12 protein-coding genes are annotated in these 15,340 nt (G+C 61.4%); 6 read left to right on the top strand and 6 right to left on the bottom strand.

Annotated elements, in window-relative coordinates; all coding sequences use genetic code 11:
• The first annotated feature begins 49 nt into the window (after nucleotides 1-49).
• Nucleotides 50-2,740, top strand: a complete 2,691-nt coding sequence (locus tag BM70_RS0125275) for a hypothetical protein (protein ID WP_025858615.1) — start codon at nucleotides 50-52, stop codon at nucleotides 2,738-2,740.
• Between the two features lie 62 nt (nucleotides 2,741-2,802).
• Here the strand turns inward: BM70_RS0125275 and dsbG are convergent, their stop codons facing one another.
• The 3 genes from dsbG to dsbD are packed head-to-tail and all read right to left on the bottom strand — an operon-like array spanning nucleotide 2,803 to nucleotide 6,112.
• A complete protein-coding gene (dsbG, locus tag BM70_RS0125270) occupies nucleotides 2,803-3,564 on the bottom strand; it encodes a thiol:disulfide interchange protein DsbG (RefSeq protein ID WP_025858614.1) in 762 nt (253 codons plus the stop codon).
• Entirely contained in the window at nucleotides 3,540-4,385 is an 846-nt protein-coding gene (locus tag BM70_RS0125265; RefSeq protein ID WP_025858613.1) for a prolipoprotein diacylglyceryl transferase family protein, read from the bottom strand. Before BM70_RS0125265 ends, dsbG begins: the two co-directional genes overlap by 25 nt.
• Nucleotides 4,385-6,112, bottom strand: coding sequence for a protein-disulfide reductase DsbD (gene dsbD, locus BM70_RS0125260; RefSeq protein ID WP_025858612.1), 1,728 nt, complete (start codon nucleotides 6,110-6,112; stop codon nucleotides 4,385-4,387). The genes BM70_RS0125265 and dsbD overlap by 1 nt, the downstream gene beginning before the upstream one ends.
• A 163-nt stretch (nucleotides 6,113-6,275) precedes the next feature.
• Between dsbD and BM70_RS0125255 the strand changes: the two genes are divergently transcribed.
• The 5 genes from BM70_RS0125255 to BM70_RS0125235 all read left to right on the top strand — a co-directional run bounded on the left by BM70_RS0125255 (nucleotide 6,276) and on the right by BM70_RS0125235 (nucleotide 11,131).
• Nucleotides 6,276-6,956 carry a response regulator gene (locus tag BM70_RS0125255; RefSeq protein ID WP_025858611.1) on the top strand — a complete coding sequence of 227 codons (681 nt, stop codon included), beginning with the start codon at nucleotides 6,276-6,278 and terminating at the stop codon, nucleotides 6,954-6,956.
• Nucleotides 6,953-8,275 carry an ATP-binding protein gene (locus BM70_RS0125250; RefSeq protein WP_025858610.1) on the top strand — a complete coding sequence of 441 codons (1,323 nt, stop codon included), beginning with the start codon at nucleotides 6,953-6,955 and terminating at the stop codon, nucleotides 8,273-8,275. The genes BM70_RS0125255 and BM70_RS0125250 overlap by 4 nt, the downstream gene beginning before the upstream one ends.
• 124 nt (nucleotides 8,276-8,399) lie before the next feature.
• A complete protein-coding gene (locus BM70_RS0125245; RefSeq protein WP_025858609.1) occupies nucleotides 8,400-9,167 on the top strand; it encodes an N-acetylmuramoyl-L-alanine amidase in 768 nt (255 codons plus the stop codon).
• Between the two features lie 265 nt (nucleotides 9,168-9,432).
• The gene (locus BM70_RS0125240) at nucleotides 9,433-10,827 is read left to right on the top strand and encodes an aspartate aminotransferase family protein (RefSeq protein WP_025858608.1); all 1,395 of its coding nucleotides are present in this window, start codon (nucleotides 9,433-9,435) and stop codon (nucleotides 10,825-10,827) included.
• 82 nt (nucleotides 10,828-10,909) lie between these two features.
• Nucleotides 10,910-11,131 (top strand): MbtH family protein, encoded by a 222-nt coding sequence (locus BM70_RS0125235; RefSeq protein ID WP_025858607.1) that lies wholly within the window; start codon nucleotides 10,910-10,912, stop codon nucleotides 11,129-11,131.
• Nucleotides 11,132-11,413: 282 nt separating this feature from the next.
• On the opposite strand, the gene BM70_RS0125230 is transcribed toward BM70_RS0125235, so the two are convergent.
• The 3 genes from BM70_RS0125230 to BM70_RS33400 are packed head-to-tail and all read right to left on the bottom strand — an operon-like array spanning nucleotide 11,414 to nucleotide 15,163.
• Nucleotides 11,414-12,751: an amidohydrolase gene (locus BM70_RS0125230; RefSeq protein WP_025858606.1), complete on the bottom strand. Its 1,338-nt coding sequence runs from the start codon at nucleotides 12,749-12,751 to the stop codon at nucleotides 11,414-11,416.
• Nucleotides 12,752-12,768: 17 nt separating this feature from the next.
• Entirely contained in the window at nucleotides 12,769-14,934 is a 2,166-nt protein-coding gene (locus tag BM70_RS0125225) for a mechanosensitive ion channel family protein (RefSeq protein WP_025858605.1), read from the bottom strand.
• Nucleotides 14,935-14,986: 52 nt separating this feature from the next.
• On the bottom strand, nucleotides 14,987-15,163 hold the full coding sequence (locus tag BM70_RS33400) for a hypothetical protein (RefSeq protein ID WP_016970148.1): 177 nt from the start codon (nucleotides 15,161-15,163) through the stop codon (nucleotides 14,987-14,989).
• Between the last annotated feature and the right edge of the window lie 177 nt (nucleotides 15,164-15,340).

Genomic DNA, 15,340 nt, shown 5'->3' with positions numbered 1-15,340 from the left:
AGGCATGGCCAGCCTCGACGGTTATCTAACGCTGGACAGGAGTCTTATCGTGGCTAAAAAACCGATCCCTAAAAAAAACACCCCGGCTCAGGCTATGAGCGTTGCGTCCGTCCCTTCAACCAGGGCCGCCACAGTTGAATTCCCCTTTGCGATCATCAAGCACGCTGAGAACAATAGTCTGCTCTACCCTCTGGATGCAGCCCAAGGTACGACTGCGACACTGACGCTTCCCGCAGGAAGCACCCAGGTCGTTGTACATTTCGCTATCAAAGGCCCGACCTGCGTGACATTTGCGCCGATCACCGTCGCGAGCGGCGATGTAGCCGATATTCCCTGGGAATGGATCAGTACCTGCATCGGGCATACGGTGCTGATCTGGTACGAGGCCGTTGTCGGTGGTACGCGAAAGGAGTCACTGGTACTTGAACTTGAGATTCAGGACGTCCGCGAAGAGCATCTGCGTGAGTCAATGCCTGAGTTCGCGCATGCCGAATTGGAGTCGGGCACGCGGTGGTTGAACATGTTCAAGTTCACGGGAGACGAAACTATCCGGGTCAAGGCCTGGCCGATGATTCGGCCGGGCTCGCGATTGTTTGTTGTTGTCGCGGGTAATGAGCACAACGTACCGCCATTATTTAAATGGGTGGCATTTGATCATGTTGTGACTGAAGAGGAAGCGCATGCGGAGTTTGTGTTCGAGTTTGGATTATTGCGTGACTGGCTAGGACGCTTGGATGACTACTCATCCTGTACCTGCCATCTGGGGGTTATCTGGGACGGTTGTGACCCTGAGGCACCGGTGTCGAATGTGAACCCGCTGCCTTTAAATGCGCAGGACTTCCATCAGCGCTCTACGGTGCTGCTGCGCGTCGATCCTGGACGGGACTTAAACCCGCCGCGTCTACGGGAAGCGGTACAAGTATCCCCGGGTAACTGGCAGGTCAACCCGGCCAACACCACCCAGGGCGGGCATGCAATAGTGGCCTACCCAGGCATGACTGAAGGCGATCATGTCTGCGTGCAAGCCAGCGGGCCGAATTATGGGCCTGTACCTCTCGGTTGTCAGGACGTAAAACCGGGCGATGTGAGCCTGTCATTCGATGTCGGCCCTGAGACCTTCGCAGCCCTGTTCTGCCAAAAGTTGACACTGATCTATAGCGTTCAACCTGACAATGGCCTGCCTCAGAACTCTCCCGAGTGTGTGATTCAAGTGCTCGCTCCTCAACTGACCGGGCAGTGTATCGACGAAGCAACGGGTAAAACCTTGGCGCTCACCTCGTTCGAAGGCGATGCGACATTACTGGTGCGTGCCTGGGATTACGCGGCTGTCGGACAATGTATCTGGGCCTGGATCACCGGTATGCAGGAGGATGGCAGCCCTTTCCACTTGTCCCTCTTGCTTGGGGAGCCTCTCACCGCCGATTGGTTGACCAATGGCGTCGACGCACCGATTCCGAGGGCAGAGTTGCAAAAGCTGGAAGACTGCAGTGAATTCGAACTGCATGCGGCGGTGAGTTTCGATGGGAAATGCGATCTGGCGACGGCCATTGCGTTTCAGGTGGAGCCGTTCAACATCGAGCAGGAGCCGCTGGAACTGGATGCGCCGACTGTATGCCAGGCCGTGGGCAACCAACTGACGATTCACAATGGCCGCGACGGGGTGACCGTACGGGTGGCCTTCCCAGGCATAAGCAAGAAGCATCAGATCCAGCTGAACTGGAAACGGTTGGACGGTACTTACGTGCCGCTGGACCCCAAAGCCGGTGATAGCGCCCAAGGCTACGTGGAGTTCGATATTGATCGTGTGGAAGTGATTCATGGCAGCGGCCAAACCATAACAATCAACTACACCGTGACCAATGCCTGCAAGCGACAGACGTCCGATGATCTGGATCTGGAGATCAGTGTCCCTGTGCGCTTGAAGACGCCGGTTGTGCTCCAGGCCACGCCACCGGCTGTCCCAAACGGTATTTTGGACCTGCGCTGCTTTAGCGGGGATGCTGACATTACGCTGGAGCGGTGGTGGTTCATCTTGGAAGGCCAGATTGGCTGGTTGGAATGCACGGGCACCAAAGAGGACGGTACGTTATACACCATAAAAGTCATGACCCAGGAGCCAATAGGTAGAGACGACTTGAATGGGTTGTCGCGGATACTGCCACGCGCGGAGTTGGAAAAGCTTCGTGACAAGACTGAATTGACGGTCATCTTCAAAATGACCACAAACGGCAGTACTCAACAGGCTGATGCAATTGAGTTTCCGCAGTTAAAGCTGGGGTTCAGGAAAGCCTATCGGGATCTAACCAAATTTGATGACCACACATTCGGCAAATGGGAGAAAGGCTCCGGGGTCGGTGACCCGAGAGATCTCACGATTGAATCGATAGACGGGCCGGACGGGAGGCCGGGTTATTCGGTGAGAGATTTCACGTACACCAGCAATACTGTTGGTCCGATTTTGCAGCGGCTATTTAATGATCTTGAAAGTGGCCGTACGTATAGGTTTTCCGTACAAGTTCGGCAATATGGTCATAATCCTCCCGCGCCGCAATTATCGTTAAGCAAAGATGGTGTGCGTCAAACAGACATCCTTACGCTTTCCGATCTTGCTTGGCACAAACTTGAGTTTACTTTTTTGGCAGACGGGGGGGGCGTACAGCTGGACATCTACAGTCATAGGGCGTCTGGAATGGGGAATGATTGGTACATGGATGATTTTCTGGTCGAAGAATTAAGTTAAACCTATGAACAAGAATGCCCGCGTTGTGCGGGCATTCTTGTTTGCGAGAATAAGTCGACGAATCACTTCGCTCCCAGGATTTTCACCAACTTATCCGGCGAAGGCGCACCCTGCTGTTGCTGCAACCCACCCTTGTCATCCAGATAGAAAATCGCCGGCGTCGCCGACAACTCCAGTTCGTCCATCAACTTCATATTCCCTTCAAGCTTGGCCTCGATATCCGCCGGGATCTTGTCGAGTGCCTGCAACTTGCTGCCTTTGCCGGCGGCTTCATGTTCTTCCAGGGCTTTTTGTGGGTCTTTGGCGGCAAACAGCGCGGCGGATTTGCCCGGGCTGTCTTCGCGGATGATGCCCACCATGATGTGGCGCAACTGCACCTTGCCGGCTTTTACCCACGGGCGGGCTTGTTCCCAGAACATGTTGCAGTAAGGGCAGTTGGGGTCGCTGAACAGGTAGACGATGCGCGGGGCTTTAACGTCGCCGTCCTGGATCCAGCTGCTTTTTTCCATCTTGGCCCAGACTTCCTTGGCCATCGGCGCGTACACCAGTTTTTCCAGGGGCGCGCTGCTCAGGTCATTGCCCTGGGCGTCGTACAGGTTGCCGGCGATCACGTTTTTGCCGTCGGCGGTCAGGTACAGCGCCATGCCACGGTTCTGGTACTGGGCGGCGTAGCCGGTGAGGCCACTGGGGGCGTCGAATTTGCCGAGGATCTTGGCGCCCTTGGCTTCGATCTGTTTGATCGGTGCCGGCCAGTCTTCGGCCTGGGCCAGGGTGGCGGCAAGCGTCAGCGGCAACAGGGTCAGCAGGTGGCGGAGGCGGGGCATGTCGGTTTCCTTTCAGGAGCGGTATCGAAGGGTTCCATGGCACGGGCCAGGCTGGCCTGGGACAACTCGCCCAGGTGGCTGTTGATCAGGCGACCGTCGGCGCGGTAGAACAGGGTGGTAGGCAAGGCCATCGAGCCTACGGCCTGGCCGAGGCGGCCGCTGGCGTCGAACAGCACGTTGTCGAGGGTCAGGCCCTGGGTCGCGAGGAAAGTGCTGACGCTTTGCATGCTTTCGGCCTGGTTGACGAACAGGAAGGTCACGTCGGGGCGTTGATGCTGGGCGCGTTCCAGTACCGGCATTTCACGGCGGCACGGCGGGCACCAGGTGGCCCACAGGTTGATCACCAGCGGGCCGCCCTTGTAGTCGGCCAATTGCACCACCTCGCCGTTGGCGTTGCGCAGGGTGATGTCCGGCAGTTGCGAGCCCTTGTCATACAGGCTCAGGGACACACTGGTCAGGCCCCAGAACACCAGGCCGGTGATCACCCCGGCACTCAGCGGCTTGCGCAGGGCCGGGCGCCGCCAGCCGTAGGCCAGTGCGCCAAGGACCAGGGCGATCACGCCGGGCCAGGCAAGGAAGCCGCCGTCGCGCAGGTCGACCATTTGCAGCCAGTCGTTGCGGTAGTCGTTCCAGTACATCAACACAAAACTGATGCGGGCCACCAGCATGCCCAGCAGGAACAGGCTGAACAACACCGACTCCGGGTTCTCGCCGCCGCGTTTGGCCACGCGCCAGCCGACCAGGGTGGCGAGAATCAGCGCGCTGATCAGCAGGATGTGATTCAGGGCGATGGCGAAGGTGCCGATGGTCAGGGTCAGCATCAGAGGGCGTCCCGGGTTTGCGTCCAGCGTTGCAGGAAAGCGGCGGCATCCACTTCGCCGGTGATGCGTTGGGCACGGCGTTCTTCGCCGTCCGGGCCGATCCACACGAAGCTCGGTGGGCCAGGGACTTTATAGCGGCCGAGCAGCTCGCGGCTGGCGGCGTTGTCTGCGGTGACGTCCAGGCGCAGCAAGCGCACGTCTTTCAATGCCTGCATGACCTCGGGTTTGCCGAACACCTGTTTTTCCATGATCTTGCACGCCACGCACCAGTCGGCATAGTAGTCCACCAACACCCATTGGCCTTGGGCCTTGGCGCTGTCGAGTTGGTTTTGCAGCACGGCCGGGTCGCTGATGGTCATGAAGGCGTCATGGGCGGACGCTGCGGTGGTGATCCGTGAACCGCTGTAGACCTTCAGCGGCTGCCACAGGTCATCGCTGCCACCGGCCGCGCCCACCACCAGCACTGCGCCCCACAGGCCCAGTACCAGGGAGCCTGCGCCAAATACCTTGGCGGCCAGGCCGTATTCGCGGGCCAGGGTCCAGCCGCAGTAGGCCATTACCAGCGCGAGTGCGCCCCACAGGCCGATCCACAGGCTCTCGCCGACCACCGGGCGAATCATCAGCACAGCGGTGCCGAGGAACAGGAAACCGAAGATGCCCTTGAGCACATTCATCCAAGTGCCCGGCTTGGGCAGGAAGCGATTGCCCACGGTCACCAGCAGCAAAAGGGGAATACCGATGCCGATGCCCATGGCGAAGAGGATCAGGCCACCGTGCAGTGTATTGCCGCTCTGGGCGATGTAGAGCAGGGCGCCGGCCAGTGGCGCGGTCATGCACGGGCCTACCAACAGGCCGGACAGCGCACCGAGAACCCCGGCGCCCACCAGGCTGCCGCCGCTTTGCCGACGGCTGACGTTGTCCAGGCGGTCGCGCAGGAATGCGGGCAGTTGCAGTTCGAAGAAGCCGAACATCGGCAGGGCGAGGATCACGAACAACGCGGCGAAACTGCCGAGGATCCAAGGGGTTTGCAGCAGCGCGGCGAGGTTGCTGCCAAGCAACGCGGCCAATACGCCGAGCGCGGCATACACCAGCGCCATGCACACCACATAGCTGCTGGCCAGGGCAAAGCCGCGACGCGGGCTGGCGCCACTGCCCACCACCAGGCCGGCGAGGATCGGCAGCATCGGCAACGAACAGGGGGCAAATGCCAGCAACAGGCCGAGGCCGAAGAACAACAGCAGGCTCCAACCCAGGCTGCGTTGCTGCAGGCCACTGGCCAGGCTCTGGTCCTGGGCTGCGGCGCTCGCGGCGACGGCCGGGTTGCCACCCAGGTCCACGGTAATCGACTGCGGCGGGTAGCACAGGCCCGCGTCGGCGCAGCCCTGCCAGCCCAGCTTGACCTGCCCGGTGGCGCCGGCCGGGATCTTCACTTCGAGGCCCTGGCGATACACTTCCTGGTCGCCGAAGAACTCATCGCTGTGGGCCTCGCCTTGCGGCAGCGCGGGCTTTTCAGCCAGGCCATCGAACTTCATGCGCTGCTTGTACAGGTAGTAACCGTCGGCAATCTGCCAATACAGTTGGGTCTCGCCACTTTCAAGACGTTCGGAGGTAAAGGTGAAGGCGTTGCCCACCGGAAGGAAATCAGGTTTGGTCTCAAACGGATTGCCCGGCGCGGCCTGGGCGAGCCCCGCGAACAACACCAGCAGAAAGGTAAACAGATGCCGCATGGTCAAGCCTTAGTTCGATGCAAGTGGGCACACAATGTGTGGCGTTGATTAACCGATGATTAACCGAGGCTATTCTAGAGTCTTAGTGGGCGTCTTTTCACGGCATAATCGGCGCTTAATCCCCAGCATTTTTAATCACCCCATCTTTCATGAAGGGTTCAGCATGCACGTATTGGTCTGCGAAGACGACGAACTGATCGCCAGCGGCATTGTGGCCGGCCTTACTGCCCAGGGTTTTACCGTCGAACGCGTGGCCACGGCGGGCGCCGCACGCGCGATGCTCAAGGCGGCCACCTTCGACATCATGGTGCTCGACCTCGGCTTGCCCGATGAAGACGGCCTCAAGCTGCTGCAGCAACAGCGCAGCCAGGGCCTGGAAATCCCGGTGCTGATCCTGACCGCACGGGACTCGGTAACCAATCGCGTCGACGGCCTGCAAGCCGGCGCCGATGACTACCTGCTCAAACCCTTCGACCTGCGCGAACTCGCCGCGCGCCTGCAAACCCTGTTGCGGCGGGTGGCGGGGCGCAGTGTCAACCTGATCGAGCATGGTCGCCTGGCCTACGACCCCAGCAGCCGCGAAACTTTCCTGGGCGGCCAGCCGGTGGACCTCTCGCGCCGCGAACAGGCGCTGCTGCAAGCGCTGCTGCACAACAAAGGCCGGGTGCTGTCCAGCGAACAGCTCAAGGACAGCGTCTACGGGTTCAACGACGAGTTGGAAAGCAACGCCCTCAATGTGCATATCCACCACCTGCGGCGCAAATTGGGCAATGGCATCGTCGAGACCGTGCGCGGCCTCGGTTACCGCCTGGGCCCGGCCGATGGGGGCGAGGACGCATCGTGAAAAGCCTGCGCCTGCGCCTGACGTTCAAGCTGGGCGCCGCTTTTGTGTTGATCTGGGCCCTGGCGGCGGCCTGGATGCTGAGCGACCTGCGTAACCAGATGATGTTCTCCCTCGATCAGCGCCTGGTGGCGTCGGCGCGCATGGTGGCGGGGCTGACCGAGCAGATGCCGGGCCTGGCCAGTGTGAGCGGCGGTGCGCATTTCAGCGCCGAACAATTGAATGTGCCCGGTGGCATGGCCTGCCAGGTCAGTTCCCTGCGCGGGGAAATCCTGGCGCGCAGCCACACCACGCTGGACGAAGGGCTGGAGTCGCGCAGGAGCGGGTTCCGTGACCAGGTCATCGATGGTGTGGGCTGGCGCAGTTTTACCCTGTCCCGTGGCGATCTTTTGATCACTACCGCCGACCGCCAGGTGGAGCGTGAAGCGCTGAACCTGTCGATCCTGCTGGCGGCGTCGGTGCCGGTGGGCGTGGCGATGCTCGGCTGCCTGTGCCTGCTGTGGCTGGGCATCGGCCAGAGCCTGCTGCCGCTCAATCGCATGCGTGACGCCTTGATGCGCCGCAGTGCCGACTCCCTCGAACCGCTGCAGATCCATCCGTTGCCCAGCGAACTCAAGCCACTGCTCGATACCCAGAACCAACTGTTGCAACGCATCGCCAAGACCATCGAGCGCGAACGCCGCCTTACCGGCGACGCCGCCCATGAACTGCGCAGCCCGCTGACGGCGATCAAGACCCACCTGCAAGTGGCGCGCATGACCGATGGCGCAGCCCGCGACCAGTCCCTGGCCCACGCCGAGGAGGGCGCCGACCGCCTGCATCGCACCCTGGAGCAATTGCTGCTGCTGGCGCGGGTGGAGGGCAACCTGTCATTTGACGATGGCATGCACTCCAGTGCCGAGGACGTGGCACGGCTGGCCATCCAGGATGCCAATGCCGGTGATAACTCGCGCATCGACCTGATCCTGCCAGATAACCTCTCGGTTACCCCGGTGGAAATGCCGGTGGGCCTGGCGGTCGCGGCCCTGCGCAACCTGCTGGACAACGCCCTGCGTCACACGCCGGCGGACACGCGGGTGGAACTGCGCGTATTGATCGAGACGGATAGCGTGGTGTTCCGCGTGCGTGACCACGGCCAGCAGATTTCGCCGGAGGACCTTCAATACCTGACCCAACGCTTCTGGCGCAATGGCAACAGCGAAGGCTGCGGGCTGGGCCTGGCGATTGTGCAAGCTATCGTGCAGCGTTGCTCCTGCTCGCTGAAGTTCGACAGCCAGCCGGATGGCCTGCGCGTCGACCTGGGCATGCCGCTGCGGCGCTGATCACTTTTCTTTCAAGTGCCACATAGTTACCGCCCTCCTGAGGATCAAGCCTTCAGGATGGCGGTAATTTTTTTGCGCTTGAACGGGCTGAACGACTCGGCCTGTATTGAAAAGGACGGTTCTTATGTTGGTCATTGATACAAGCTTCCCTGCCAAAGGCTTCAACGAACGTAACGGCGAACCCGTGCGGCAGGTGATCCTGCATTACACCGCAGCACCTTTTGGCGCATCCCTGCGCACCCTGACCCAGGATGGCGTGAGTGCACACTATTTGCTACCCGACCCTGACGATCCCAGCTACTGCGCCGCAGGCTATGAAGAGTTGCGGGTATTCCGGTTGGTGGAAGAGGACAAGCGCGCCTGGCATGCCGGGGCGAGCCATTGGGCGGGGCGCGACAACCTCAACAGCCGCTCGGTTGGCATCGAAATCGTCAACCTGGCACGGGATGACGGCGGCGTGTTCACCTTTCCCGCCTATGGTGAGGAACAAGTCGAGGTGTTGATTGCCCTGGTGCGCGACATTCTCGGACGTTATCCACAGATTGGGCCTACCGACATTCTCGGGCATTCGGACGTGGCGTTCAGCCGCAAGAGTGATCCGGGGCCGCGTCTGCCGTGGCGGCGCTTGTATGACGCGGGGATAGGGGCCTGGTTTGATGAAGCGTCCCAGGCGATGTATCAACGCCGCTTTTGCCTCGGGCTGCCGTCGGAAGTCGAGGTGGAGCGGGCGTTTCAGCGCTACGGGTATGCGCCGGCGAAGAATCGGCAGGGGTTTGAACAGCGCACGCGGGCGTTTCAGATGCATTTTCGTCCACGGGATTATTGTGGGTTTCTGGATGCTGAAACCTGCGCGATTGTGTATGCACTGAACGAAAAATACCTGGGATTGTGAAACCGGGCACGGTTCAAATGTGGGAGCGGGCTTGCTCGCGAATACGGGGGTTCAGTCAACATTTCCGGCACCTGACACAGCGCTTTCGCGAGCAAGCCCGCTCCCACACTGGGATCTTCATCGACCAGTTAAAGCTCTGCGATCACTAAATCCATTCCGTGCTGGTGCGTTTCCAGAACAGGAAATCCGTGCGCATGCCCCTTGGGCCAGACGCCAGCGGATCGGCAGTTTGGTCACCATCATCAGCGTATTGAGGGATCGAGAAATGTCAGTCGCTACCACCCGTATCGAAGACGCCCAGGTGCATGAAACGCTCTACCAGTTCGACGAAACCCCCTTGCTCGCCCGCCAGCGCCAGCAGGAGTCCAATGCCCGCAGCTATCCACGGCGTATTCCCCTGGCGCTCAAGCGCGCCAAGGGTATTTACGTGGAAGACGTAGAGGGCCGCAGTTTCATCGACTGCCTGGCCGGCGCCGGCACCCTTGCGTTGGGGCACAATCACCCGGTGGTGATCGAGGCCATCCAGCAGGTGCTTGCCGATGAACTGCCGCTGCACACGCTGGACCTGACCACGCCGGTCAAGGACCAGTTCGTGCAGGACTTGTTCGGCCTGCTGCCGCCAGCCCTGGCGCGGGAAGCGAAAATCCAGTTTTGCGGCCCCACCGGCACCGATGCGGTGGAAGCCGCGTTGAAGCTGGTGCGCACTGCCACCGGGCGCAGCACAGTGTTGTCATTCCAGGGCGGTTACCACGGCATGAGCCAGGGCGCCTTGAGCCTGATGGGCAGCCTGGGGCCGAAGAAACCCTTGGGTGCCTTGCTCGGCAATGGCGTGCAATTCTTGCCGTACCCCTACGATTACCGTTGCCCGTTCGGCCTGGGTGGCGCGGAAGGTGTGCGGGTCAACCTGCATTATCTGGAAAACCTGCTGAATGACCCGGAGGCAGGAGTATTGCTGCCGGCGGCGGTGATTGTCGAAGTGGTGCAGGGCGAGGGCGGTGTGATTCCGGCTGACCTGGACTGGCTGCGCGGTCTGCGCCGCATCACCGAGCAGGCAGGCGTGGCATTGATCGTCGATGAAATCCAGAGCGGTTTCGGCCGCACCGGCAAGATGTTTGCCTTCGAACATGCCGGCATCGTCCCCGATGTGGTGGTGATGTCCAAGGCCATCGGCGGCAGCCTGCCGCTGGCGGTGGTGGTGTACCGCGACTGGCTCGACACCTGGCTGCCGGGCGCACATGCCGGCACCTTCCGTGGCAACCAGATGGCGATGGCCGCGGGCTCGGCGGTGATGCGCTACCTCAAGGACCACGACCTGGCCGGCCACGCGACGGCCATGGGCGAGCGCCTGGGTGAACACCTGCGCATCCTGCAGCGCGACTTCCCGCACCTTGGGGATATTCGCGGCCGTGGCCTGATGCTCGGCGTGGAGCTGGTGGACCCGAAGGGCGCGCCAGACATCCAGGGCCACCCGCCGGTGCACCGCCATTTGGCGCCGCTGGTGCAGCGCGAATGCCTCAAGCGCGGGCTGATCCTCGAGCTCGGTGGCCGGCATGGCAGCGTGGTGCGTTTCCTGCCGCCGTTGGTGATCACCGCCGCCGAAGTCGACCGCGTGGCGGATATCTTCGGACGTGCCTTGGCAGCGGCCGTGGCCAGCCTCTAATTTTTTCGCAACTTGGTACGTTTCTACAGGTATCAGTGCTGCGCACGGTGCGCAGCCAGCCTTTTAGCGATGGAGAACAGCAATGACCTCAGTATTTGACCGCGACGACATCCTGTTTCAGGTAGTGGTCAACCATGAAGAACAGTATTCCATCTGGCCCGACTACAAGGTTGTGCCGGAAGGCTGGCGCACCGTGGGCAAGAGCGGCATGAAGAAAGAGTGCCTGGCCTACATCGAAGAAGTGTGGACCGATATGCGCCCACTGAGCCTGCGCCAGAAGATGGACGGCGCTGCGCTGGGTTGAAGAGGGTGGGCTTACTGTGGTGAGCGGGCTTCTGTGGTGAGCGAGCTTGCTCGCGCCGGAGTGCGAAGCGCTCCCGGCTTTTTAGGGGCTGCTGCGCAGCCCAGCGCGGGACAAGCCCGCTCACCACAGGTCAGCCCGCTCACCACAGGTCAAGCCCGCTCACCACAGGACAAGCCCGCTCACCACAGGTCAAGCCCGCTCACCACAGGACAAGCCCGCTCACCACAGGTCAAGCCCACTCATCACACCAACCCTGCCCACCACAGAAAAACATCTCGGCGGTTAGTTGGTATAGAGATAATCCGTCGCCAACGACGCCAACGTCCTCACCCCCACCACCAACGCCGACTCATCCACAAAGAACCCCGGGTTGTGGTTCGGTGCCGCCTTGCTCATGTCCTGATCCCTCGGCGTCACCCCCAGGAACACAAACAGCCCCGGTGCTTCCTTGGCATAAAACGAAAAGTCTTCCGCACCGCCCACCAAGGGGCCCTGTACCACGTCATCCTTGGCCGCCCAACGCAGGCTCGGCAGCATTTTCTCGGTCAATGCCGGGTTGTTGATGGTGGGGTCGTACTTCTCGATGATGGTGACTTCGGCCTTGGCGCCGCCGCTTTCGGCGATTTTTTCCACGGTCTGCCGCACGTCCACGTGCAGTTTCTGGCGGATGCCGTAGTCGTAGGAGCGAATGGTGCCGGTCATGTCCACCGACTCAGGGATGATGTTGTAGCGCGTGCCACCGTTGATGGTGCCAATGCTCACCACCGAGGGGAACGAGGAAATGTCGGTGCGGCGGCTGACCACGGTTTGCAGGCCGACGATGGTCTGTGCGCCGACAGTGATCGGGTCGATGCCGTCCCATGGGCGACCGGCGTGGGTCTGCTTGCCGAGGATCTTGATGCGCAAGTCATCCGAGCTGGCCAGGGTCGGCCCCGGGCGGTAGGCGATCTGGCCGGCGGGCACACCGGCCCACACATGCAGGCCGAACACCGCGTCCGGCTTGGGCGCCTTCATCACGCCTTCCTGCACCATCATTTTGGCGCCCCAGGTATTTTTACCGTCGGGGATGAAATCACTCGGGCCTTCCTCGGCCGGTTGGAAGTAGAACACCACGGTGCCGGGCAGGCGTTCGCGCATGCCGGTCAGGATTTTCGCAGTGCTCAGCAGGATGGCGACATGGGCGTCATGGCCGCAGGCGTGCATCACGTCGACGTCCTTGCCCAGGTAGGTACCCTTGGCTTTGGAAGCGAAGGGCAGGTCGGCGACTTCCTTCACCGGCAGCGCATCCATGTCGGCCCGCAAGGCGACGGTCGGGCCGGGCAGGGCGCCTTTGAGTACGGCAACCACACCGGTGCGGGCGACACCGGTCTTGACCTCAAGGCCCAGGTCGCGCAGTTGTTTGGCGACCAGTTCGGCCGTGCGGGTTTCGGTGTTGCCCAGTTCGGGGTGGGCGTGAATGTCGCGCCGGGTCTCCAGCAGCGTCGGCTCGAGCACGTTTGCCTGGGCGGCGATTTCCTCCCGGGCGCTGTCCTGGCCGCTGCTGGCGGCGATCACGGCACTGCTGGCAACGGCGCACAGCATGCCGAAAACCCATGGGTGTGTCAGACCGGTTAAACGCATAAGGACCTCTCCTGAGTTTATTGTTGTTGATCTTTCTCCTGCACAGTGCCGGCGGTCACCACCTGCACACTCAAGCGCGGCGTGGCCAGGTCCAGCCCGGCTTCATCCAGATGACGCTTGAGCGACAGGTTGAACGCCCGCGACACTTCCCACTGCTTGATCGGCGCCGTCTTGAACCGCGCCCTTAGAATGGCGCTGCCCGACTCGAAACTTTCGACACCCTGGATCTCCAGTGGCGACCAGATATTGCGGCGTTGCAGAGGGTCGTTGCGCATTTTCTGGCCGACATCGCGCATCAGTTTGATGGCGTCGTCGATTTCCATGTTGTAGGGGATCGCCACCCGGAAGATCGCGTAGCCGAACTCCCGCGAGTAGTTCTTGATACTCTTGATTTCGCTGAACGGGATGGTGTGCACGATGCCGTCGATGTCGCGCAGGCGTACGGTACGGATGGTCAGGCCTTCCACCGTCCCCAAGTGGCCGCCGACATCCACATAGTCATCGATGGCCAGGGAGTCTTCGATGATGATGAACAGACCGGTGATCAAGTCCGCCACCAGGGATTGCGCGCCAAAGCCGATGGCCAGGCCGATCACACCGGCACCCGCCAGCAGCGGCGTGACGTTCATGCCCATGTTCGCCAGGGCGACAATCGCGGCGATGATGAAGATGGTCACGAACAGCACGTTGCGGATCAACGGCATCATGGTCTGCGCCCGTGCGTTGGCCAGGCCTTTGCGCGAGCGGGTGAGGGCGTGATGGATCGCGGTGTCACTGAGGATCCAGATCAGCCAGGCAAACAGCAAGGTCCCGGCCAGGCCGAATAGCTTGACGCTGACTTCATGGCCATCGCCTTCGGTAAAGCGAATCAGTGACAGGCCCCACACCCGCAGGCCCAATTCGATAAACACCAGCCATACCACCAAGTGAGCCAGGGTGTAGACGAAGCTTTTCAGGCGTTCGGAATACAGCGCATGGCGTTTGTGCCCGCGCTGCGGCTTGAGGGCGTGGCGGCGTACCAGGCCGTTGATCACCATGCACAGCACCAGCAGCACCGTACACAGCAGTGATTGGCGCAAGGCCGTGCTGGTATCGCCGGCAGAGACGAAGGTGGCGAACAGCGAGATGCCCACCAACAGCAAGGCGGGGATGTACCAGAAGGAGCCGATGATCTCGATGGTGTCGCTGAGGGCGCGGCGGGTCAGGCGGCGGGACAGTGGCTGGTTGCGGATCAGGTGGGCGATGGGCCTGCGGAAACGCAGGATGAATACGCCGGTGGACAGCGCCGCCATCACATTGGCGACGGTCGCAGCGGTATGGGACAAGTGCTGGCCCAGGGCCTGGACCAGTCGCGGGTCGCTCAACGCTTCACCGAAAGCGGCAAAACTGCCGATCCACCACAGTGGGCGGAAGGCCTGGTGACGCAGGATATACAGCGCGCGATGGCGATGGGGGCCGTCCAGCACGGAAAAGGCAATCACGCAGATGGCCGAGAAGCAGGTGCCCACCACCAGCGCGTAGGCCAATACCATCGCCAGGGATTTGCCAAGGGACGAGGGCAGGGCGTAGCTCAGGTAGACCGTGATCACCAGGGCGATCAGCCATGGACCCAATTTGCGCAGGGCGAAGCGCACCATGTCCCAGGTGCGCGGGTGTTGCGGCAGTTCTTCGGGCAGGCCGAAGCGTTCGCGTACGCGGTGGCTGAGCCAGATCAGCGCGGCGGCGAGCAGGCTCCAGACCGCCAGGATCAGGGCAAACCCGAAAATGATCGGCAGCCATTCGTTGGCCGGCAGCATCAGCGCACTGAGTTCTTCCTTGGCCAGGTCGACTTCGTTGGACCAGCGTCCCAGCGGACTGTCGGCGCCGGAGAATTGTGCTTCCAGGTTGGCCAGCGTGCCGCCGATCAGCCCCAGCACGCCTTCTTCGGCGGCCGGCTGGGCTTTTTTCGTGGCTTCACGGAGTTTTTTCAGGTCACTCAGCAACTGGGTGCGTTGCTGGTCGTTCTCCAGGGTCTTGATCACCTCGTCCAACGACTGCCCCAGTGGCACTTCAGCCTGGGGTTGGGTCTTGTTGGTGCTGCCCAACAAGCCCGGCAAACTCACGGCGTGGGCAGGCGCGGGCGGCAGCAGCATCAGCAGGGCGATCAAACAGTAGCAGGGCAGGGCAAACAGACGGGAAAGCACGAGGCGGTCAACCTTGGAAACGACGAATTGACCGAGTGTACGAGTGCAATCGTCATTCGGCCAGTTTGGCGAGGATCTTGTACACCACAGTGCCCAGGATCAGCAGCATGCCGACCCACATGCCAAATACGCCGAGGGGCTTGTCACGGAAGTTGAAACCTACGGCCAGCATGATCATGCCGATCAGAATGGGAATAAGCATGGCGTGGAAGGAGGACATGGAGATCATGGTGCGACGGCCTTGTCGGAGTGGGAATACTGACAAGTCTAGGTCGGATTGCGGAAAATGCAGGTGATGCAGATCAGGTGTAAGCAGAACTAATGTGGGAGCTGGCTTGTGTGGGAGCTGGCTTGCCTGCGATGAAGGCACCTCGGTGTGTCAGTCACACCGCAGTGATGCCATCGC

The organism is Pseudomonas sp. CHM02 (assembly GCF_000612585.1).
Classification (GTDB): Bacteria; Pseudomonadota; Gammaproteobacteria; order Pseudomonadales; family Pseudomonadaceae; genus Aquipseudomonas.
This window is presented reverse-complemented; position numbering and strand designations above follow the sequence as displayed.

Bases quoted from the DNA above. Each gene is read 5' to 3' on its own strand.
- dsbG (WP_025858614.1), bottom strand. From the start codon at position 3,564: ATGCCCCGCCTCCGCCACCTGCTGACCCTGTTGCCGCTGACGCTTGCC.
- BM70_RS0125265 (WP_025858613.1), bottom strand. From the start codon at position 4,385: ATGCTGACCCTGACCATCGGCACCTTCGCCATCGCCCTGAATCACATC.
- dsbD (WP_025858612.1), bottom strand. From the start codon at position 6,112: ATGCGGCATCTGTTTACCTTTCTGCTGGTGTTGTTCGCGGGGCTCGCC.
- BM70_RS0125255 (WP_025858611.1), top strand. From the start codon at position 6,276: ATGCACGTATTGGTCTGCGAAGACGACGAACTGATCGCCAGCGGCATT.
- BM70_RS0125245 (WP_025858609.1), top strand. From the start codon at position 8,400: ATGTTGGTCATTGATACAAGCTTCCCTGCCAAAGGCTTCAACGAACGT.
- BM70_RS0125240 (WP_025858608.1), top strand. From the start codon at position 9,433: ATGTCAGTCGCTACCACCCGTATCGAAGACGCCCAGGTGCATGAAACG.
- BM70_RS0125235 (WP_025858607.1), top strand. From the start codon at position 10,910: ATGACCTCAGTATTTGACCGCGACGACATCCTGTTTCAGGTAGTGGTC.
- BM70_RS0125230 (WP_025858606.1), bottom strand. From the start codon at position 12,751: ATGCGTTTAACCGGTCTGACACACCCATGGGTTTTCGGCATGCTGTGC.
- BM70_RS33400 (WP_016970148.1), bottom strand. From the start codon at position 15,163: ATGATCTCCATGTCCTCCTTCCACGCCATGCTTATTCCCATTCTGATC.